This is a genomic window from Pontibacter arcticus (genome assembly GCF_003284895.1).
GTDB classification, from domain to species: Bacteria; Bacteroidota; Bacteroidia; order Cytophagales; family Hymenobacteraceae; genus Pontibacter; species Pontibacter arcticus.
Genome location: NZ_QMDV01000006.1, coordinates 1 through 21,845, shown reverse-complemented (window position 1 = coordinate 21,845; position 21,845 = coordinate 1). Strand labels below are relative to the sequence as shown.

General features: G+C 41.7%; 15 protein-coding genes. 10 read left to right on the top strand and 5 right to left on the bottom strand.

The features are described from left to right. Positions 1 to 72 precede the first annotated feature (72 nt). From DP923_RS15970 to DP923_RS15960, 3 genes are all read left to right on the top strand, one after another. Complete coding sequence (locus DP923_RS15970) at positions 73 to 2,259, top strand: TonB-dependent receptor (protein ID WP_165838217.1); 2,187 nt, start codon at positions 73 to 75, stop codon at positions 2,257 to 2,259. After that, entirely contained in the window at positions 2,241 to 3,026 is a 786-nt protein-coding gene (locus DP923_RS15965; protein WP_112306895.1) for a DUF4249 family protein, read from the top strand. The genes DP923_RS15970 and DP923_RS15965 overlap by 19 nt, the downstream gene beginning before the upstream one ends. Before the next feature lie 135 nt (positions 3,027 to 3,161). Continuing rightward, complete coding sequence (locus tag DP923_RS15960) at positions 3,162 to 4,112, top strand: hypothetical protein (protein WP_112306894.1); 951 nt, start codon at positions 3,162 to 3,164, stop codon at positions 4,110 to 4,112. Between the two features lie 31 nt (positions 4,113 to 4,143). On the opposite strand, the gene DP923_RS15955 is transcribed toward DP923_RS15960, so the two are convergent. The 3 genes from DP923_RS15955 to DP923_RS15940 form a co-directional block, all read right to left on the bottom strand. Then, complete coding sequence (locus DP923_RS15955; RefSeq protein ID WP_112306893.1) at positions 4,144 to 5,118, bottom strand: nucleotidyl transferase AbiEii/AbiGii toxin family protein; 975 nt, start codon at positions 5,116 to 5,118, stop codon at positions 4,144 to 4,146. After that, positions 5,115 to 5,831: a type IV toxin-antitoxin system AbiEi family antitoxin domain-containing protein gene (locus DP923_RS15950; RefSeq protein WP_125047762.1), complete on the bottom strand. Its 717-nt coding sequence runs from the start codon at positions 5,829 to 5,831 to the stop codon at positions 5,115 to 5,117. The genes DP923_RS15955 and DP923_RS15950 overlap by 4 nt, the downstream gene beginning before the upstream one ends. Positions 5,832 to 6,843: 1,012 nt before the next feature. Beyond that, positions 6,844 to 7,230, bottom strand: coding sequence for a Fic/DOC family N-terminal domain-containing protein (locus DP923_RS15940; RefSeq protein ID WP_112306890.1), 387 nt, complete (start codon positions 7,228 to 7,230; stop codon positions 6,844 to 6,846). A 554-nt stretch (positions 7,231 to 7,784) separates the two neighbouring features. On the opposite strand from DP923_RS15940, the gene DP923_RS15935 reads away from it, so the two are divergent. Next, positions 7,785 to 8,696: a HamA C-terminal domain-containing protein gene (locus DP923_RS15935; protein ID WP_165838216.1), complete on the top strand. Its 912-nt coding sequence runs from the start codon at positions 7,785 to 7,787 to the stop codon at positions 8,694 to 8,696. Positions 8,697 to 8,738: 42 nt separating this feature from the next. Continuing rightward, on the top strand, positions 8,739 to 11,264 hold the full coding sequence (locus DP923_RS15930) for a DEAD/DEAH box helicase (RefSeq protein ID WP_165838215.1): 2,526 nt from the start codon (positions 8,739 to 8,741) through the stop codon (positions 11,262 to 11,264). 157 nt (positions 11,265 to 11,421) lie between these two features. On the opposite strand, the gene DP923_RS15925 is transcribed toward DP923_RS15930, so the two are convergent. Further along, positions 11,422 to 12,432, bottom strand: a complete 1,011-nt coding sequence (locus DP923_RS15925; RefSeq protein ID WP_112306887.1) for a helix-turn-helix transcriptional regulator — start codon at positions 12,430 to 12,432, stop codon at positions 11,422 to 11,424. A 421-nt stretch (positions 12,433 to 12,853) separates the two neighbouring features. Here DP923_RS15925 and DP923_RS15920 point away from each other — a divergent pair, with 421 nt between their 5' ends. The 5 genes from DP923_RS15920 to DP923_RS15900 all read left to right on the top strand — a co-directional run bounded on the left by DP923_RS15920 (position 12,854) and on the right by DP923_RS15900 (position 21,304). Further along, positions 12,854 to 14,071, top strand: a complete 1,218-nt coding sequence (locus DP923_RS15920) for a reverse transcriptase domain-containing protein (protein ID WP_112306946.1) — start codon at positions 12,854 to 12,856, stop codon at positions 14,069 to 14,071. Then, a complete protein-coding gene (locus DP923_RS15915) occupies positions 14,043 to 16,652 on the top strand; it encodes a sacsin N-terminal ATP-binding-like domain-containing protein (protein ID WP_112306886.1) in 2,610 nt (869 codons plus the stop codon). The genes DP923_RS15920 and DP923_RS15915 overlap by 29 nt, the downstream gene beginning before the upstream one ends. A 14-nt stretch (positions 16,653 to 16,666) precedes the next feature. After that, positions 16,667 to 17,491 carry a hypothetical protein gene (locus DP923_RS15910; protein ID WP_112306885.1) on the top strand — a complete coding sequence of 275 codons (825 nt, stop codon included), beginning with the start codon at positions 16,667 to 16,669 and terminating at the stop codon, positions 17,489 to 17,491. A 62-nt stretch (positions 17,492 to 17,553) separates the two neighbouring features. Further along, positions 17,554 to 19,800, top strand: coding sequence for an ATP-dependent DNA helicase (locus tag DP923_RS15905; protein WP_112306884.1), 2,247 nt, complete (start codon positions 17,554 to 17,556; stop codon positions 19,798 to 19,800). Next, positions 19,790 to 21,304: a tetratricopeptide repeat protein gene (locus tag DP923_RS15900; protein WP_112306883.1), complete on the top strand. Its 1,515-nt coding sequence runs from the start codon at positions 19,790 to 19,792 to the stop codon at positions 21,302 to 21,304. The genes DP923_RS15905 and DP923_RS15900 overlap by 11 nt, the downstream gene beginning before the upstream one ends. A gap of 325 nt (positions 21,305 to 21,629) precedes the next feature. On the opposite strand, the gene DP923_RS15895 is transcribed toward DP923_RS15900, so the two are convergent. Next, on the bottom strand, positions 21,630 to 21,845 hold a 216-nt coding region (locus tag DP923_RS15895; protein WP_165838214.1), incomplete at its 5' end, for an ATP-binding protein.

Sequence of the window (21,845 nt, the reverse complement as noted above, 5' to 3'; positions counted from 1 at the left end):
GCCATTAGGCAGGGGGCTTTTGTTGTTATGAGGGGTGCGGTATTATTCATTTTTTCTCTGTTCATCCCAGCCTTGCTGTATGGTCAGGTGAAGGGCACTGTTTACGATAGTGACACAAAACAGCCTTTGCCTGAGGTGTTGGTTAGCACCACAGTAGCCCATACAGTCAGTGACTGGAGGGGAAGTTTCTCCCTACCGGCCAGTGTGCCTGCCGATAGCAGCGTACTGCTTCGTTTCAGCCACCCCCGCTATCAAGACACCACTGTACGCGTTCACCAGCCTGCCACACTGAGGCTGTATCTGAAACCGGGGGCGATTAACTTGAACGAAGTTGAGATTGTCGCTGCAGAAGGTGTTGGACTTGAAACCGTTACCCTTGCCAGAAAAGAACTGGAAATCATAAACAAGCCACTCGGCGAAGCAGACCTGATAAGGGCACTACAGTATAAGCCAGGGGTGCTGCAGACGGGTGAGATGCAAACTGGCCTTTTTGTGCGAGGCGGTAAAAATTCTCAGACGGCCATGCTTCTGCAAGGCATCCCTATCTTCAATGCTGCCCACCTCCTGGGCATCAACAGTTCCCTTGATCCGGATGCGTTTGAATCCGTGACCCTCACCTCGGGAGGCTTTGCCGCGAGCGAGGGCGGCTGGCTGTCAGCTTACCTGAAGGCTGTGCCCCGCGCCACGGAGCCTCTTACCCATCAGCTGAAGGTTGGAGCTGGTGTGCTGAGCTCGGAGGTGAGCTATCAACGGCACCTGCCGAAGTATAAGACCAATGTGTTCGCGAAAGCAAAGTCATCTTACTATCAGCTGGTGGCAAAGGCTTATGAGCAACTTCACCGTAAGGACGAGCAAGATAACCCCCTGCCGGACTATGCCTTTCAGGATATGAACCTGCAGGTGCACACCACCTTGCCGAAAGGCAGCCTATCGGTGGCTTTGTTCGGAAGCCAAGACAGGTACGACGGCACTACAGACCGCTTCTCGCTTGCCTCTGACTGGGGCAACCGCCTGCTGACTGCCCGTTGGAAACACAGATTCGGGCCCACCTGGCTGGAGCTCACCCAAGGGTACAGCCAATATGCTTTCTCCATGGAGCACCGGCGACAGGAAACTCAGTTTCTCGACCAGACGACCTCCGGGCATTTCTCCAACCTGCTGTTTGGTCTGCCACTCAGTAGCCAGGGATTTATTGAAATGGGAGCGTTTATGCAGCATATGAAAGCCTCGATGCATTCACTCCAGCAAGACAGGGAAGGCCGCTTGCTGAATGAGACTGCGTTTAGAGAGAAACTGCCCATCAGCGGCCTTTTTGTACAGACGCAGACTACTTTAGGTAAGCTGACATATGCTGCCGGGGCACGTTTGTATCAGCATGAAGAGCAGCTATTGCCAGCACCGCGTTTGAAAATAGGGGTTGCTGAAGACAGTTGGACCGCTAGTTTCTACTATGACCGCACCTACCAGTTCCATCACCAGGTAAATGTGCTAGGCATCAACATGCCCTTTGACTTCTTCCGTTTCACTTCAGGTAAACTGCCTGTGCAGCGATCGGATCAAGTGGGGCTGTCTATCAGTAAACCTGTAAAGCAGCATAAGTTGGCTACAAGTATTTACCACCGTTGGCTTAAAGGCCAGCTCTACTATGCCAACGGAATGGATTTGCTGACTGACTTTGAGCAGCGCTTCCAGCCGCATGCAGGCCGGGCCTATGGTGCCGAACTGGAGCTGCAGGCCCAGTGGTCTCCGCTTGCAATAGATATTAGCTATACCTTAGCCTATGCTAAGATAGCACTTGAAGATAGACACGGTCGTAGGGAGTGGGTGTATCCGGTGCAAGATGTGCGACATCAGCTTTCAACAACGATACAATACAACCTTGGCAAAAGTTGGCAGCTTTCAGGGCAGTGGTTCCTGCAGACAGGCAGCCCCTATACTTTTCCGGTGGGCATCATCCCGGCGCAGGGCATGACGCCCGGAGAAGCGCCTAGAGTACTTCCTGCTTTCGAACGGTTTAATAACATAAGGACACCAATACGACACCGGCTTGATGTAGGGGTGACCTACAAAAAGCAGCATAACAAAAGCACCTCCGAATGGAGCGCCGGGGTGTACAACCTATATAACCGCGCCAACCCTTACTTCCTGTACTTCGACGTAGCCCGAAAGGAGGACGGCACAGGTAAAATCACCGCCAGGCAACGGTCCTTGCTTCCTTTAACACCAACCCTTCGGTATACATGCACATTCGACCTATAGCACTTATTCTATTTCTATTGATGACTTCCTGTGCCTTGAAGGAGGAGGCTGAGCTTGTGATGCCGGCAAGTCCGGCCAGGCTTTTCGTGGAGGGGTACCTTGTGCCTGGAGAGCCCATCAGGCTGAGCCTGATCCGTACCAGCAGCTTTCAGGAGGACCTGTCGCTGCAGCTGGTTTGGAATGCTCATGTAGAGTTGATGCTTCCTGATACAGTTATCCGATTGCAGAACATTTTCTACAAGGATAAAGTCAGCGGAAAAATGGTAAACTATGCCAGCCCTTACCGTTTACCTGCTATCCTTCCGGAAGACTCCGTTCGGCTACGCATCATTACTGTAAACAATGCCGATACACTTTATGCCGCCACTGAAACCGTAGCACCAGTTGTGATTACTGATTGGGTCTTTAACGGCACTCAGATCAGGCTGAGTTTTACAAATGGACCTGATGCCAGGCACCGCTTCTATGGCGTCTATCTGGAATATGAGCTAGCGGGGCAAACTATTAGAAAGTCGGAATATTATGATTATTCACTCTCCAGTGAGCCAGAACTGAGCATCCGTTTGGATGTTCCCGACGGGAAACAACCTTACCGTATTATACTTTACCGCATCACCCCTGACAACTATCATTTTCAGCGGGCGCTGCAGCAGGCTTCCCGCTCAAATGTTGATCCCTTCGAGCCCCCAGTTGTGCTGCCATCAAATGTTCAGGGAGGGCAGGGGATTTTTACCTACAGTACACAAGACACGTTGGTCATAGAATAAATTTATAACTGGTGCTTGATCATCAAGACACACATTGTTCCCTGACAAGACACTAACAGAGGAGATAAGATGAGCTACCCGCCTATCGAATACAGGCGAGAAGGTGTATTGATAAGCTAAACCTACTTTTACTGTATGCATATTATATATCTTGACCAGTTTGCAACAAGTGGAATGTTTGATTCAACAGGAATTCCAGAATGGGAAGAGATTCGAAGCTTGCTACATACTGGGGTAACGATGAATAAGATTATTTGCCCGATGTCAGTTGAGCATTACCTAGAGACATCTCAAAAAGACTCTGCTAGAGCCGCTCACCTTGACACTGAGTTTTATAAACTATCTATGGGCTATGCTTTCAAAGCAGAACCGTTTATTACCTCTCAACTGATGATATCCGCTGTTAGGAAAAACAACATAACAATCAGAACCTTTCTTCATGACAAGATTAAGAAGGGCATCTTAGAAGATGAGGGGAATTACCAGGCATTACACAGGCAAAAGATTGAATTCAATATGAAAGCTGCGGAAGCTACTGTGGTGGCGCATCATATAAGAAAGATTGCTAGACATAAAAAAGTCGACAGCAAAGTAGGTCAGAGCATTCTTGCAGCCTCCAGGTTCATCACCTTAAGTCACTTCCTTGAAAGGCTCAATGCCCTACTGGTGCATGGACATATTATTATTCGTCCTGTTTCCTTCCCTTCAGGCGACATTCCTAATTGGATAGACTCAATTATTTACCAACTAACCAACAGACACAGAATGACTAAAAAAGAGTTGAAGACTCTAATTTCACATTTGAGGAAATTTGAATTCACTAGAATTCCAACACTTGATATTAGAACATCTCTTAGCGGACTCATAGCTGTTAATAATAAGAATGAAAACCCGAATGATCAGATTGATATTGGCAGGATAGCAACGGGACTTGCTTTATCAGATATTCTACTAACCGACAGCCAACGTAAGAGTGAGATTCAAGAACTGGGGCTTGATAGTAAATACAGAACTAAAGTCTTTTCTGGGAAAAAGAAAGATCTGGAGCAGCTTATTGGGGAGCTTAAAAGTATAGTTGCCATGTAGCCGATCCGTTTGGCACTACATTAGGTCTGTTTTAGCTCTCCCTACTCCTAAGTATCTTGAGGCGTGTAGCGACTGTTTCCAAGTCAGCAATTACTGCCTCTGGGTCAGGAAGTGTGCCATACACGAGGGAGCGGAATTCCTGCTGGTAGGCCGTCTCTAAAGAATTCCAGGCTCCTCTTACATTGGCGAATAGCAGGCAGGCATCCAGCGGCTGCATGGCCCAGTCCCCTTGAAACTCGCTGTTGCGGGCATCATCGGCCTGTACAGCCTTGATCATTTGGAAGAAGTTCTCACTGTGCAGGAAAGCAGTCACTACAGGTGATTTTAGCATGGCGTGCAGGTCGTATACATGGCGGATCTTGCTACCTAACTCATCTACCGGTTTTTCGGCATAGGAGGCACGCACCAGGGCCAGTACTTTCTCTGTGAAGGTGCGCTCCAAGCTCACCACATTTACCTCAAAAGGCTCTAGCTCGTATTGTCGGATCATATCCAGCAAGCCACGTTGAGCCATAAACTGGCTGATGTAGGTCTTGATCGGCATCAGCTGGTGCGGATTGGGGCTGGCAAAGGAGTTGATCTCCACCAGGATCTTGTCGGTTGCCTGGCCGTAGTCTCCCTGCACTGAGGCCCCGTAGTCGTGCAGCGTTTTGCGGAAGCGGGAGCCTTTGCTGGTCCTGTGCGGGTCATCTACCTCCACCATGTCCTTTGTGATCTCTTTTGAGATTTTACGGATCAACTGCATGACCTGGTTGTTAGTCATGCCTTCGTCGGCATTGATGGCCAAGTCGATGTCCTCGGAAAAGCGCTCAATCAGGTTGTAGGCCTTGGATAGCGAGGTGCCGCCCTTGAAGATGGCTTGCTCCACGTAGGGGGAGTGGGCCAGGCGGTAAAGCACCAGCGTCACCCAATAGTCTTTCTCCACATATACGTCCCTAATCTGCAGGGCCTCTGCAGTGGCCGTAATGGCATCCCGAAACACCTCCGGGTTTTGGTGCAGGTTCATATAATATTCCAGTCTTTTCTGTTGGGCAAAATGCTCTCGCTAATGCCCAGTTTGTATTTAGTCAGCGGGTTTAGTGACTGCCTTAGTCTGTCTGCTTCCTGTGCGTAGCCCAGCTGCTCCAGTAGAGCTCCCAGCAGGGCACGGGTAGCGGGATTGTAGTCTAGTGCCAGCTCTATGAGCCGATCCATGTCGCGTTCGGCTAACTCTTTGATATACTTAAGCAAAATGAGGATAGTCTTCTCGCTGTTGCGGTCCGGAATCTTCTTGTAACCGCGCATTGCGTCCAGGACCTGAAGCTTGTCGATGTCAGACTCCTTGAAGCTGGTGGGGCTTTGAACATAACGGATTTTGGTTTTCCCGACGTTCGCTACCCGGCGCTGCTTGCGTGTCATCAGCGTCACCTCCTGGGGAACCTGCGTGGTCAGGCCCAGCTGGTTGTAAAGCCCCAAACCGCTCTCGTACCCTTTGACTTTGCCTTTGGAGGTGCTAAGACTCTTGATGATCTCTTTTTCGGATGGTCTCACTTTCCCGAAAACAGTTTCCTTAGGCTTATAGTAGCGGCCTTTTGCCAGCCGGTTGATCACCCCTTGCTTGGCCAGGCGGCTGAGCGCCGCAGCCAAGGCCTCCAGCTGGCTGTCGCTTACCTGAAAGTCGGCATAAGTCAGCAGCTGACCGGGCTGGGCCTGTTCAATTCTTTCCCGGACTTGCTGCATGATGCTCATAATTGTTTCTGCCTTATGCAATTCTTCTATAAAGGTAAATCTTGATGTCTACTTTGTCAAGTTTTTTTGTTATAAAACTTGACAAAGTAGACATCACATTGCAGTTACTTATATTTTAAATTGCAGTTTCTTATAAATGGTCTGAGTTATTGCTTAATTCTTTATTTGCAGTCTCTGTACTTGAACTTTTAGATTAATAATACCTACAGTAACCAGTTTATTGTATAAAGCGAAAGAAGGATGCACAAAAGCAGACACGGAACAAAATCTAACACTAAAGACTGAACAGCCCTGTAGGAGCTGTTGGAGAAAAGCCTGCTTAGTAAAGAAGGAGAGAAAAAAGCAACTATCTCTGTCTACAAAGGCCGGAATGTCGGATAAATGTCTGATATATTGAACATCAGCTTCAAAACACTGATAAATAACCAATTACTTATCTTTGACTACTAATCAAGATATGGGTTAAATAATTGTAAATCAATAATTTAAATACGATTTAATTCCCGAGTTCACGTTATATTAGGAAGATCGTCTACTAGAATGGAAAGCCTATGGGCTTGGTGCGGGACTATTATGCCAAGACAAATGTGCTGCAGTGAAACGGGAAGCTGGTAAGCGAGCGGCCAGACGTGCGGCAGGGCACCAGCATCTCCTATAACGATCAGGGGCAGAAGGTAGAGGAGGCGATTTATAAAGATGGCCAACTGACAGGAAGCGTGCGTTGCTGGGGAGATGACGGGAAGGAGATCCTTAGTAAAAAGATATATAGGACTGTGACGGTGCTAGAGCCGCAGGTGGGTTACCTGGTGAGCTACTATAACCCGGGCAACAGCAGGACCCTTATTCCTGTGACTCTCCCGGAGAACACCGTGCGCTGGTACTATGAGTTCACCGCCTATCGCAACAAGGCGGACGTGGAGGCGATAAGGAACACTTTTCAGCTTGCCTCAGACTATCTATATTCATTGATCAAACTGGCTTCCTGAAGCTGGCTACGGCCGCTCTAACGCCTCCTGCCGGCGGCGACATCTGCAACGTGTCCCTGATAGAGGATATGGCTTAAGCTTAGAATTTTATTTTTGCGCACTGCCTCAAAGCCTTCACGTAGAGCAGTGGCATAGTTCTGCACCTCCTTAGTAGCGGTACTGTAGGCATAGCCTGCCTGCAGTTCGGCTTTAAAGAGTTCATCCTGTGTGGTGATCATGTTCTCAATGGCTGTACTGTCCCGCGCTTCCTGTAGAGTAAGCGTGCTGATTAGTATCTGTTCGTTGGGAATAGTCGCGGTGCCCCCCTTCAGCTCGGCCAGATAGCGATGTGCTGTTGTTGCCTGCTTTACTACAGCTTTTGTCTCTACTTCAATGGGAACAGGTAAATCAGTTGGCTTCCACATGACTAAGTTGAGAAAACAATGTTCTTAAATAAGGGCGAATTACTTTTAACTTTATATACTTTTTGCTCGTGGCAAGTGCAAAATATTATAATAAGGAAAATATTTAGAATCAAATATAGAATTTCAGGTTCGATAAGCTTATAAACAATAACCAATAATTTAAAGATGCATTATCTAAACTAGCAAAACTTATCAAGTCCTATAGTTGAAAGACAAATTCATATTTAACAGTACAAGTATAGCTATGAAATCATATATTGCTCTATTAACACTTAGTGCAAGTGTTGTTGAGAGTAACACTTGGATTGTTAATGTGCACTGAAGTACTTGCCACAAATATGAAGAAGATCGTAGGAAAATCTAAATTCCTATTTTTAAATACAATGCAATAGAGAACATGAGCTTAGTGAGTTTTGAATTCAACATTCATAAACTCAAGGCAAAATAACAAATAACTTAAGCTATTATGGGTGATGATGAGAAAACTCATGCCCCTGGAATATTTACTTCTAAGATCTTTCATTCAGTCTGTTTCTAAATTCACCTTTCTAAATATGCCAATAAAAGAAGATACTATTCACGGATTGTTAGCAAGCACAAAGGCTCTTCTTAATAAGATGTATTTTATTGAAGATTCATTTGATCTGGGAGTTAACAATCGATGTATTGGAACTTGCATTAATTATAGTGACCTATTAGAAATGCAGGATGAGTTTATTGAAGAGCTTGTAGCTACAGTGCTGAGGTACGTTTATTCTAAGAGAAAACAAAATCAGATGAAAGCTCATCTGATTAATAACGAAGAAAGAGATGAAGACAATGCTTTCAGCATTCTACAAGCAAGAGCTAAAAGTAAGTTCAGAAAAGCTGATGTTAAAGGTCAAATCTCCGAGCTCCTAATTTACAACCTACTTCAACATCACTTCAAAGCTGTACCAATCTTAAGAAAAATGCCTCTTACCACCAATCCTGAGCTTGAAAGAAATGGAGCAGATGCAATACACCTAGGCGTTGAAGGTGGTAAAGTAAAAATCTACATTGGTGAATGTAAAACGTCAGATAGGGAAACCGGTGCTTTTAATTATGCTCTTACCGAGTCTATCAAGGATGTAATCTTACATTACAAGAGCCATAGAAACGAAATGAATTTGTATGTATATGAAGACTTTATCCCAGAAGAACTAGAAGACTTCGTTCAAAAATATTTAAATGGAGATATTACTGATGTTCAAGTCAATCTTGTATGTATGGTATCTTATGGAAATAAGGATACCATAACAGGCAATAGTAGAGAAGAGAAACTTGAAGATACTATTGAAAAGGTAAGGAATGCCGTACGTAGTATCAACCGTGACATTCTCCATAAAAAAATTGATTCTGCTCTCAAACCAAGAATTCATGTTTTAATCTTTCCCATAAATGAAATGAATTCATTACTTGAAAAATTTTCAAAAAAAATAGGCTAAATGGTATTGACTGAAAATGAAGTTCGGTTGATCAATCGAATCTTGACACATGACCTTGAGGCTTTCGCAGCAAAACTTAAGCTAATCAATAAAGAAATACCACAACTAGAAGAAAAGCTCGCGGTCCAACTTCTGAACCTTGCAGAAAGACTTTCTAGAAGAGCTATTGGTGATCAAGAAAGAAATATATGTTTAACTATTTGTGGGTTGGTATGGGAGCACAAAAATAAGGCTTGGGATAACTTACCTTCATTTCTTATGCAGGTACTTTCTAGACTTGGTTTAATTCCATCTGCTAGAATGGTTGATCTTAATTATAATATAGAAAATCAAGAATTTAGTAACCTTGGAAGTCTTATTGCACAATTTGCATTTGAATCAAAGCTACTAGAATGTGAAACACAGGTAATAGATGATTACTTTATTACACTCTCAACTTTTCAGAAGAGAATGTGGGACTTAATTGATCAAAAGAATAGAATCGGAATCTCAGCTCCCACTTCAGCCGGAAAATCATATGTATTAGCTAACAAAATTGTTCACCACCTCCATTTGCATGGTGGTAGCTGCATCTATGTTGTCCCAACGATTACTCTGATCAATCAAGTTAGCTCTGATTTAAGGAGGCTTATTAATGAACTAGAGTTAAACATTAATGTAGGGCAAACTTATTCTGAAAAGCATATTAGTAAGCAAAGTTCTAATATCTTAGTTCTTACCCAAGAAAGAGCACTCTCTGCAATAAGTCAAGGAGAAGATTTTTTTAAAAATTTAGAGCTTTTAATTATAGATGAAATACAAAATATTGAAAGGGTAGCAAACGAAGACAATGACAGATCAAGGGATCTTTATAATTTAATCAGAGAGTTTGAAGATAATCTAACTCCCAAAAAAATTGTTGTAGCTGGTCCTAGAATAAAAAACATTGACGAAGTAGTAACAGAACTCTTTGGCAAAGAGGCCCAATCGATAAATAATGATTTACCTCCAGTCCTTAATCTGTCATATTCATTCATATATCAATCTGGCAAAGTACTCTTTCGACAGTATTCAACAATATCAAAAAAACCTAAATCAATAATTGTTGATAATTTCCCTGTTAATCCTTTAAAATTCTTTAATAGTGTTCGATATAATGACTCTTCATTTACATTATTGAACTCTATACTAAATAATCTTGATCCAAACGAAGGGAACATAGTTTTTGCTCCTACAAAAGCATCTGCAAATAGTATTGCAAAAAATATTAATGGAGAGGCAAAACTAACAAAAGAGCTAAATTCATTAATTGAGTACGTCTCTAATAGTATTAGTCCCAACTATTCATTGGTTAGCTGTCTAAAAGGCTCAACCTGCTATCACCATGCTAATGTTCCAGGTTTCTTAAGAACTGTAATTGAAAAAGCTTTTTCAAAAAACATTATCAAAAATATAGTTTGCACCACAACGCTTATGCAGGGTGTTAACCTACCAGCTAAGAATATAATTGCTAGGAATCAAAGTTTAACAACACAATCACGAACTGGCGCTAAACTAACCCCTTATGAGTTCGCAAATTTAAGGGGACGTGCAGGTAGATTGATGAAAGACTTTGTTGGTAGAGCCATTGTGCTTGATGAAAACTCTTATGAAGCCTCCCAAGAAGGAGATGCAGTTCAAACAACTCTCTTTGAATATCCTGAAAAAAAGTTATCTTCTGGATATGGAGAAAGATTTATTGAAAGCAAAGAAGAAATTAAGCAGGCACTTTTAGCCGGCTCAAAGCCAGCCGATGAAAATTCATTTAACGACTTAACTACGCATATCAGGCATATGGTTCTCAGATATGGAGACAAAGTATTTTATATGTTAGAAAAGACCGGAATAACAATTTCATCCCCTGAATTTGACATTGTCAACACTCAATTAAGAGACCTTGCTATTCCTGCACATATTCTTATTAAAAATCCTCATTGGGATCCTCTCGTTTTAAATGATTTATTCCTTAAAATCTCTTCAAGTAACTTCAAACTTCCATCTTCACCTTTTGCTCATGACTTTGTAGATAGCTTAACTGAAGTACTTGAATTAGTAAAAGCTACCACTCCTTATTATTATAACAAATATACCAAGATTAGAAGCGACAAGGTTTTAAGAAAATGTTTGATTATTGCTCAAGATTGGGGCAAAGAAATTCCTATACGTACAATACTTTCATGGAAGGGAGAGCCTTCAGATGAAGATATTGACCATACACTTGACTTGTTAAATACTGAAATAACTTATCGACTTCCTAAGCTGCTGCACCCTACTTTTTCGATGCTAGAACAGGAGAACCCCTTGTTATCATTTATGGAACATGGAGCATATAAGCCCGAAACACGGAGACTAATTGAGTTTGGTATATCTAGGGAATTGGCAATTAAAATATCTTCTTTGCTAAAGATAGAAGGAGCACCAACCCAGAATAGTGAACTTTCAGATTGGTTTGTTAAGAGTGAGCTCGTTAGGATTTATGAAACTAATGCTTTAAACCATTGGGAGAACATTCAAATTGAGCCCCACATTGAAGGTGTTTTTTATCCCTAGATTTACTGATAATGGAAACAAAACGCTAAATTAGAACTGATTGTATTAAGGATGAATAGTCCAATTCGGTATTTTGCTTGAGAGCTCCTGCAAGATCATCTTTACGCCCCATTTAACATAAGGTAAATTATAAGACGACAAATATATAGCATTATTTTTAGCAATAAAGGTCTAATGCAGCTTTCAAGTTATCTGCGGTTTCATTTTTCAGCCACTCAGGGCTTACTACCTTTACGTCTTTGCCATAAGAAAGGATAAGGCGCTTAAACTCAAAGTTAATTACTAGATCTAGCTTCACCTCTAACAACTCAGGATCCAGCCATTTAGTGTGTTGCGATCCATGGATAGGCTTATTCACCACATACATTCCGGCCCTGCCTCTTAAATGCAGCACCACAGGCTCAGTAGTAGCTCCGACAGGTTTCGTTACGCCGATCATTTCATCAAAGTACTCAAACCAATCAATTTCTGTGTTGGGATGATACTTTCCGTCAGTCTCAGTGATGCCTACAATCCTATCAAGTGCGAGATTCCAGTTATAGAGTCCCTCATCAGGATTATAGCCGAACAAGAACCACCTATTGTTATACTGCTTCAGGTAATAAGGATGTAAGATAACATCATAAGGTGCATTATTCTCAAATGGCTGGTAACTCACACACAGCACCTTTTTATAGAAAATCGCATTATGCAGTTCCCCTAAATACTCAATACCTTTTAAATATTGGTTACTGTCAAAGTCAATGATTACTTCTTCTTGATCAGTTGTAATGCCTTGACTTAATTTAGGCAGTATTTCGTGCACAAATTCAAACTGCGGCATACCCTTAAATTGCGCCAAGATGGCCATGGCGCTACGTAGTTGATTTATTTCTACTTCATTTAAGGGCGAGTTGTCTATCGAGAAAGAGGGATTTGCATACCTATAGTATACCCTTTTGTTATCCCTGTGCTTTACTAAGTCTATACTCCATCCCTCTCCGCTTTCCATGAAGGCAACATCCTGAAAAATCTGCCTGCGGCTTATCCCCTTAGATTCTGGGTCAATCTCTAGGAGGACCTTGTTACATTCATCAATGAGATCCTGTATAAAATAGCGTCTGCCAGTATTACGGAAACATTTATCCAGCACTTTGTAACGGATCAATGCATTTTTATTAATAGCCATAGACTTCTGCTTTGAGTGCAGTTCGACTGCACAGGTACCTGTTCTCTTTGTGATGTAAATGTTTTACAAACCATCTGCAAAATAAAAATAAGACATTACATTTGTGCAGTTGTACTGCACAGTTTCATTGTTACTTTACAACATGTTCTTTGAATGCCTGCTCTAAGATTTTGATTTATGCCAGCTGTCGCGTAGGAGCAATCCTACGTGAAAATCGGCTGGTACCCTGTAGCAATATGGGGTGAAAGTTAGAATCGTCATTGTATCAGTCTGCATTGACATTTACTAGCTTTTTGAGTCCACTTATCATGACTTATATTTTATATTTATTATATAGGATTTATAAGCTGTTTTAAGTAGATTGTTAAATCATAAACAAAGAAAATACGAGCAGGCATTCAGGGGCATTTTAGCCAATCAGATGAAATTAGCAGAGGAAAAAAGCCAGCACATCCTTACAGCATTTAGCAACTTAAAATCCAAGGAAGATTTTCTTGAACTTTTAAATTACACAAAAATCATCATCTATGGTGACAAAGCTATTCCTTTCACGCTGAAGCAGGTTAATTACTATAGCAATCCCAGAATAAACATAGAACGTTACGCTGCTTTTACAATCAAAAAAAAATCTGGTGCTACAAGAGTTATCCACGCTCCGACAAAGGGATTGAAGGCTATTCAAAAATGCCTGAACCTAATCCTGCAAATTGTTTATGAACAGCACCAACATAAAGCAGCGACAGGCTTTATACCCTCTAAGTCTATTGTAGATAACGCTCTGCTCCATGTAAGAAGCATTTATGTTTACAATATCGATTTAAAGGACTTTTTCCCTAGTATTGATCAGGCAAGAATATGGGGCAGGTTAAAATTCCCTCCTTTCAATCTTAATGACAAAACCGGTAGGCTTGAAATTGCCAACATAATAGCTTCCTTATGCTGCCACGAGATGGAGGTTGAACGCATCAAACCAGATGGATCATGGCAAAAAGAGAAAAGAAATGTACTTCCACAGGGCGCTCCCACCTCTCCTACCTTAACTAACATAATTTGCCAGCAATTGGATTTCTACTTGACCGCTGTTGCCAAACGCTTCAACTTAAAGTACAGCCGTTATGCTGATGACATCACCTTTAGTTCGCATCACAATGTGTACCAAGAAGGAAGTATATTCTTGCATGAGCTACACCGGATTATAGCGGCCCAAAATTTTCATATAAAGCCTAGTAAGACCCGCCTGCAAAAGCAGGGGTATCGCCAGGAAGTAACAGGCATAGTGGTTAATGAGGATGTGAATGTACCCAAGCGGTTTGTAAAACAGCTGCGCATGTGGCTTTATTACTGGGAACAGTATGGGTATGAAAGAGCTTATACTTACTTTTTACAGCAATATAGTGCAGATAAAGGTCATACCAAGAAGGGAAGGCCTGACATGGCCAATGTCATTCTGGGCAAACTTAAATACCTTAAGATGGTAAGAGGTGCGGATAATCATATGTACCAAAAGCTGGCATATCGATTTGAGCAGCTTTCTAAAGAGAATTTAAATCAAGAGGACAGGCCTGCTCATTTAAATAAGGTACTAAGTATTCTAATTCATAAAGGATTAGATGAAGCAATGGATTTTTACAAAAGATAAACGACTTATGTCCACAGATTTTACTCAGCCGACTATCAAAGACCTAGTTCTGCAGAACCAAGAGGCAATAGCTATAAAGGCTATTTCTGAAAAAATCTATACTCTAATGCAAAACATTAGAAATGGGAGTTCTGATTCTGACTATCAGAGACGCTGGGTATGGGAACTGCTTCAAAACGCTATGGACACAACCAATAGCGAGAGGGATACAGTTGTTGAAATAGAAATTAACAAAGAAGCCTCCACCCTATCATTTAGGCACAATGGTAACCCATTTATGGTTGACAACATTACTTACTTAGTCAATCAACAATCATCAAAGCCTAGGAAGATCAGTGTGCATGAAAAGACAAGAACCATTGGGAAGTTCGGAACAGGTTTTATTACGACCCACCTACTTTCCGAAAGGGTAACATTGAAGAGTACCGTTAAAGCAGGTTCAAGTGGTCATAAAGAGTTCGAATTATTGTTAGACCGTTCTGGCAACAGTGAACAGGAACTCTATGACGGTGTAAAAGCAGCCATGAATGTTTTACTAACATTGGACACACTTCCTGATGTTACTGATTATAACCCGAATAAAACTAACACTGAATTTACCTATCACTTAGATGATAGTGGTACTGCAGTAGCCGAAGTAGGTATCAATGACCTCCGAGTATGTTTGCCTTACACCATGGCTTTTGTTAGAACAATAGCCAAAGTTTCTATCAATGAAGATTTAATCTTTAGCTATGCAGGAGCTATAGAACTAGATGAAGGCATATACCTTCATCAGATTCGTGTTTCTGATAGCGATACACAGAAGCAAATCCTTACCATTGAGAGCAATGAGAAAGATGCTACCATTGCGTTTGAGGTTGCCAAAGACGGTAATAAGATACAATTTATCGCCCCAGCTGAAGAATGCCCTAAGCTATTTTGTAATTACCCGTTTATTGGAACAGAAGAGTTCAACACTCCAGGAATTCTTAACAGCTCTAGCTTTAATATTTATCAGGAGAGAAGAAATGGTATCATTTTGAAAGATGCCGACACCCCTGAAATACACGAAAACAAGGAACTACTTAAAGAGTGTAATATCCTCTTTCTTAAACTCTTAAATTTCATTGACCAAAGCAATTACCAATTTCAGGACACTTTTGTATTAGCAGACTTTCAGCAACCTAAAGATTATGAATGGTTATCGAAAAAATGGTATGATACTGAAATCCTGAAGCCGGCTCATAATGCCTTGCTCAATGCTAATATTGTTGAGATAGAAAGAAACGGACTCGTTGAGAGAACCCCGATTATCAAAGATAAAGCTTATGTAGATTTCCCATACCATAAAGATGCAGAAGTAAGAGAGGCTATCTATGATCTTTGCAATGTTAATCAGTATTTTATTTTACCTTTAAAAGAGAACATTCATCATTGGCACAAGATAAACTGGTGGGAAGAGAAATACGACCTTAGTATAAAAAATCTTGTTAACTGGTTTTCTGCTTGCGGCCATATCAACAGTGTTCAAAAAACTCTTGGTCTCACAGAAGATAAGCTACAATATTGGCTTGACAGATTCTATACTCTAATTAATCGGGAGGAGAGCATCATTAATCTCGTTAACCAGAATAAACTCAAAATATATCCTAACCAAAACGGGGATCTATGTACTAAAAACGCCGTCTTCCTCGATGAAGGAGATATTGATCCGGAGTTGAAAGATATTTTACTTGCATTAGGGTATAATTGCAGAGCCTTCCTATTAGAAGAGAGCTTATTAATTCAAGGCGCTATTGCAATCGATAGAGAGAAGCTAATTGGAGCTAAATTCATTGCACAACAGATAAGAGAAAAGGTTGCAAAATTCAATGCAGATAAAGTAAAAGGGACATTTCTTTCTTCCGAGACTAAGGATGCCTTTAGAAGGCTGTTCACGTGGTTTGTTGAGAATCCTACTCAAGCCAGCGATCTGTTCGAAGACCTCTATCAGAATAAAGAACACAGATTATGTGACGAGAAGGATATCGCTATGTCGATGGAGCTTAGCATGAAAGCAACTAGTTTACTGGAGAAATATGGGGTTTCTAATTTTGAGGAGCTTGAGAAGATGATATCCCCAAAGATTAAGAAAGAGTCCTCGCCACTAAATCCAGACCACTTATTAATTAGTTTGGGAATTACCTCTGCAGAGGACTTAGAAAGGGCCAAACAGGAAAATGCAAATAATAAACCAATTTTAGAAGCTTTACAGCATATATCCGCTGCAGATATAGAGCGGTTTAAAAAGGTGATGGCGATCATAAAGAGAGCAGTTACAAACGTACAAAATCACTTGCAGTCACTTCAAGATTATGACTGTACTAACTGGAGCCAAGATAGCCTTACAACAGTGAGCGGTATAATGAAGAGTGGAAAGGAAATTAATTTAGTTATTCGACCAGCGGACGGAGGTCAGATTATCATTTTCTATCCGGAGGAGGTTCAAGCATTAGAAAAAGCAAACACCGAGCTTTGGTATGATGATGAAAAAGAACAAAATATTTACTCTTTTGGCAGGTTCCTTAAAAGGACTAAAGTAAATAAGTTACCGGTGTAAAGAGTAAATGACTTATGGCTACCAATAAAGATCAGCTACTTCAACTTATTGAATTTGTACAGGAGATTTCTTCTCAACCAGGGAATGAATGGTTTAAAGGTAAACTGATAGAAACTTTAATAGGAAACGCTACTCCCAATAACAACATAGAAAAAGAGGTTATTGCGGCTTTAAGCACGAACATTGAAAGTATTCATAAATATTTACTATTAGACGTTGTACCAATCATAGACTATTCAGCAGTAGAGGACGATATAATAAGGAACCAGTTATACCGTGACTGCTTAGAAATGCTTAAGTACAGATTAGGTAAAATCAATAACCACATTAATTTTGATGAGTTCTGTCGCTACGCACATTTACAAGCTGAAGAATTGATAAATTATTTTTTTTACATGAAAGTAGATGGCGATATAAGCCAAATCACTAAATTAATTAGCATTAATAAGGCTAAACCTGAGCCTCCTGAGCACTTAAGTCATATTGCATATTACACCAAATTGAATGCCTTTGCCAAGCTTAGTAAAATAGATAGTAAAACTAAAAGCACGCTTATCTTTATTAACAACCTACGGAACGAGATGAGTCATAGAAATTCGTTACAAATAGATAATGAAGATCAAATATTATGTGATTTCGAAATGAATAAATTATCTGGCTATGTAAATTTTTCATCCTTATCCCCAGCACAAACTGAATTATATAACAAGGGTAAATTTATTATAAATAAACGCTTACAAGATTACGATTCCATATATGATGCTTTGAGAGTACTGAAGGATAAAGTAGTTGCACTTCTAATTGATCAAAAGCTAAGCAAGAATGCTCAAGTTATCTAGCTAACAAGTATGCACCTCCACAGCACACTTGCTCCGCACTTTTGTTTTGTAATTAATAGAATATGAGCATTTTCCACCACTTCCAGCACCTTACACTTAGCAACGACCAGAGAACAGCCTTAGAGAAAATCAAAGATTTTCTTGATAGCGACACCCAAGTATTCATGCTGAAGGGCTATGCCGGCAGTGGAAAAACAACCATTCTAAAAGGTTTGGTGGAGTACCTCGGCGCAGAGAAGAAAAACTTCGCCTTAATGGCACCAACAGGTAGAGCAGCAAAAGTTATCCGGGAGAAAACTGGCCAGGAAGCCTTTACCATACACAAAAGCATTTACAGCTACGATGAACTGGAAGAGGTACAAGTGAAGGATGAAGACGGTGGACAGTCATTCCGCTACTTCTTTAAAATCAGAAACAACACAGATGTTGCTAATAAGGTCTTCATTGTAGATGAGGCCTCCATGGTGTCAGACGCCAAGAGTGAAGGAGAATTCTTCCGTTTTGGCACAGATCACCTGTTGTCTGACCTAATGACCTACACAGGTGTGGCCTCTAGAACTATCGGTGCAAAGGTTATTTTTGTAGGCGATCCCTGCCAGCTGCCTCCTGTTGGCGACAATAGCTCAAAGGCATTTGACGATGTCTATCTGAAAGATAAATTCAGGGTAAGCATTGATGGTGCTGAAATGAAGGAGGTAAAGCGACAGGGTGGCGATAGTGGTATCCTGAGAGCGGCAACCAAAATCCGCCAAAGCATCTCTTCTCAATTCTTCAATGATTTTAACCTGCAGGAAAACGGATCAGACATCCTTAACCCTACCTATGAGACGTTCCTGAGAACCTACTTCAGCACAGGTAATCCAAAAATTATTATTGTCAGCAAAAACAAGACTTGCTTAAAACTGAACCAGCAGATTAGGAAACACCGGTTTGGCAGCGAAGACTTACCCATACAGCAGGGTGATATTGTAATACTGGGTGCGAATAACTATCGTAAAAGCGTGTTTAACGGGGAATTCGCAGTCGTAAACCAGGTTAGTCCAACTCCTGTTAGCCGTGACCTCACCTTCTACCCTAGCAACAAAAACACAAAGTACCACAAAAGCCCCAAGGGTACCATAACTGTTACGCTCGCCTGGCGGCACGTCGAACTGATTTTTCCTGACGCGGAAAGCTCTAATAAAAATGTTTCGGGCATGGTGCTGGAAAATTTCCTGTACGGAGATAACTACCTTACGCCAGAGGAAACACAGGCACTGTACGTTGACTTCAAGAACCGGAATGCTGGCTTAAAGCCCAAAACCGACGAATTTAAAGAAGCTATTTTAAACGATGAATACTTCAACTGCCTTAAAGTAAAGTATGGTTATGCCGTTACCTGCCACAAAGCACAGGGCGGTGAATGGGATTACGTATTTACTGTATGGGACCACGATAATAGAGAGAACTTTAATTGCTATAGAGATCCTCAGATCAGGGCAGGCAAGTCTAATGAGCAGTTTTACCGCTGGGCTTATACTGCTATTACCCGCGCTTCCAGGAAGCTGTTCGCTGTTAACCCACCTAAGTTTAGTTCATACTCGACCATGGCTATCATGGGATTACCAGCTGTTTCTGCATTGCAGGAGTTAACGAATACCCCGGTAGCAGCAGAAGAAGAGATTGTTCTTGATGGAAGTATGTTGGCTAAACTCCAGCAGTTTAATCTTACCGATCAGCCGTTGCAGGTTCAGGACCACTTCCTGAAAGTGGATCATATTCTTGCTAAATACTTCATTAAGCTGACAGGGTGGCAAAGGAAAAATCTGGAAGTCTTCTACTTATGTGAAAGAGAAGGCAAAACCTGCGGTTTAAAAACATGGGTGAACCAACAACTCCTCTTCAACGGAAAGTATCAAAAACTGCCTGCCTATACCAACGATGAGTCTTTTTATAGTGAGGTAGAAGGTATACTGAAAGTCCTTCCCCCTATCACTGTAAAACGAAATAGTTCCGAGACAATTCTAAAGCGTCTTGAATTTGAATTTGAACTGGAAGAAACGTACCCATTTGTACGCATCCTATTTGAGGACATCGAATCGCTTTTGAAGCCAACCTCTGTTCAAGTAGAACAGATAGAGCATCTGCAATACAAGGAGCGCTATACTTTTAAACGCCAAACAGAAAAGGCAGTGCTTGATTTTGAGTACAATGCCGCCGGCTTTTTCGGCAGAGTAGTTCCCTTACAGAACCGCATCAACAGCCAGCGTCTGCTTCAGGAGATTACCACACTACTGCAATCACTAAAACAAGAGCAACATGCCTGCTAAAGAAATAAAAGAGTTACGCCAAACCGGAAGATTAGAAGAAGCTCATGCCATGGCTAAGGCTGAGTTAGAGGCTGAGCCTGATAATCTATGGGCAAAGCGCAACTTGAGTTGGGTACTGTATAGTCAACTGGACAAGGCTGCCAATAACCTCGACCAATTTCTGGCAAAACTAGAGGAGCTGGAAACACTGGAGCTGCCAGAAAGCGAGGAAATGCTGTATGACAATCTCTCAATTGTGATTGCTAAGGCTGTCCGCCAAATAACCGGGCAACAAAATGTAAATATGAGTAGCTTGGATGCGCTGTTTTCAAAAGTAAGTACACTTCCACTGGTAAAACCTTCCAAATGGTACTCTTCTCTATTCCAGGCATTCCATAAGGGCTACAAGGATACTGACAGATACATTGCTTTTGCTGACTGGTGGGGACTGGAAAACTTCAGAGAAGAAGACTATCAGAAGGAGAAGATGCCTGATGGCAAAGAGATGATGGCAATTGCTGAACAGGCGTATATTGCCTACTCCAAACAACTCTTACCAAAGCATACTATGTTTGGAGAGGTGATCTTTGACAAAGAGAAGGTAGAGGTATTCATGCCCAAACTGGATCAGGTAGTGGAGAGCTATCCAAACTATGTCTACCCTGCTTACTATAAGGCTAAATTACTGCTAGCCTTAGGAGATGAAGAAAACCTGCTTTCTGCTATTCTTCCCTTTGCTAAAAAGAAAAGGAATGACTTTTGGGTGTGGGATGTATTAAGCGAAGCCTTCAAAGACGATGAGGAGAAGGTCCTAGCATGCTACTGCCGTGCTCTGACATGCAATAGCCCCGAAGAAATGCTTGTGAGTCTCCGTCAGAAAATGGCTACCATCTTTATTAATAAAGAGCTTCATAATGAAGCCAGAACCGAGATAGAGAAGATCGTGGCTGCGAGAACTGCGAAAGGCTGGTCTGTTCCTAGTGTACTTACTGGCTGGCAGAATACCGAGTGGTACAAACGAGCTACGATAAAGAAGTCGAACTACGACTTCTACAAGAGGTATGTTGATGTTGCAAACAGCTTACTGTATAGTGATGTTGAGGAAGAAAGCGTGCTTGTATCTTTCGTCAACTCAGATAAAAAGATGCTGAATTTCATAGCCTCCGAGGACAAGCAGGGCTTCTTTAAATATGAACGTCTTTTAGACAAGGTATATGTTGGAGACATCCTAAAAGTACGTTTCCAGGGTGGAAGCAAAGACGGGCTGCACAAAGTACTCACTGCCTCAAAAGGCACTAATGAGAGTCTAAAAAAGAAGTTCTGCAAAAAAGTGGAGGGAGAGGTAAGAATATCAGAGGGTAAGGAGTTTGGCTTTGTAGGAGATGCATTCCTTCACCCTACAGTTGTGAGTAAAAATAAGCTTGCTTCCGGCATGATTATAAAAGGACACGCAATGAAAACCTTCGATTCTAAAAAGGGACAGTGGAGCTGGAAGTTAGTTAATATTGATAAAGATATAGCTTGATAAAAGCTACGTTTCAGCACCTTTAATTACTAATATATTTAGTAATTAATTTTAATTATCGGAATAAAAATCCTAAAGTTGCGTACTAGCTAATAATATTAGTAATTATGCAACATGAATAGAGATTTACTATCACCCTCAGAAAGGATAAGCTTTATTCTGCTTGGCTATGACACTGAAACAAAGTTACCCCTCTTCGGGGCACGTGTCCCGGCGGGCTTTCCCAGTCCGGCAGATAGATATTCCGGTGATGCTGACCCCCAATCCGGTGATACTGACCCCCACGAGATAGGTTTTGTTTTTAGCGTCCGATGGACTGACAATTTTACTGCTTTTTTCTCAGACTTTCACCTCTTAGCTCGATTCTGTAGGAGGAGTGTACCAGGCGGTCGAGAATGGCGTCGGCTATGGTTTCTTCTCCAATCACATCATACCAGCTGGCCACGGGCAGCTGACTGGCAATAATGGTAGAGGCTTTGGCATGGCGGTCTTCGATGATCTCCATCAAATCCAGGCGCTGTTGCTGTTCCAGGCGCGTCAG

What these genes read in the sequence shown, in the direction of transcription:
- DP923_RS15925 (WP_112306887.1), bottom strand. Translation starts at nt 12,432, where the DNA reads ATGGCTATTAATAAAAATGCATTGATCCGTTACAAAGTGCTGGATAAA.
- DP923_RS15960 (WP_112306894.1), top strand. Translation starts at nt 3,162, where the DNA reads ATGCATATTATATATCTTGACCAGTTTGCAACAAGTGGAATGTTTGAT.
- DP923_RS15910 (WP_112306885.1), top strand. Translation starts at nt 16,667, where the DNA reads ATGGCTACCAATAAAGATCAGCTACTTCAACTTATTGAATTTGTACAG.
- DP923_RS15955 (WP_112306893.1), bottom strand. Translation starts at nt 5,118, where the DNA reads ATGAACCTGCACCAAAACCCGGAGGTGTTTCGGGATGCCATTACGGCC.
- DP923_RS15965 (WP_112306895.1), top strand. Translation starts at nt 2,241, where the DNA reads ATGCACATTCGACCTATAGCACTTATTCTATTTCTATTGATGACTTCC.
- DP923_RS15915 (WP_112306886.1), top strand. Translation starts at nt 14,043, where the DNA reads ATGAAGCAATGGATTTTTACAAAAGATAAACGACTTATGTCCACAGAT.
- DP923_RS15940 (WP_112306890.1), bottom strand. Translation starts at nt 7,230, where the DNA reads ATGTGGAAGCCAACTGATTTACCTGTTCCCATTGAAGTAGAGACAAAA.
- DP923_RS15900 (WP_112306883.1), top strand. Translation starts at nt 19,790, where the DNA reads ATGCCTGCTAAAGAAATAAAAGAGTTACGCCAAACCGGAAGATTAGAA.
- DP923_RS15920 (WP_112306946.1), top strand. Translation starts at nt 12,854, where the DNA reads ATGAAATTAGCAGAGGAAAAAAGCCAGCACATCCTTACAGCATTTAGC.
- DP923_RS15950 (WP_125047762.1), bottom strand. Translation starts at nt 5,831, where the DNA reads ATGCAGCAAGTCCGGGAAAGAATTGAACAGGCCCAGCCCGGTCAGCTG.
- DP923_RS15935 (WP_165838216.1), top strand. Translation starts at nt 7,785, where the DNA reads ATGCCAATAAAAGAAGATACTATTCACGGATTGTTAGCAAGCACAAAG.
- DP923_RS15905 (WP_112306884.1), top strand. Translation starts at nt 17,554, where the DNA reads ATGAGCATTTTCCACCACTTCCAGCACCTTACACTTAGCAACGACCAG.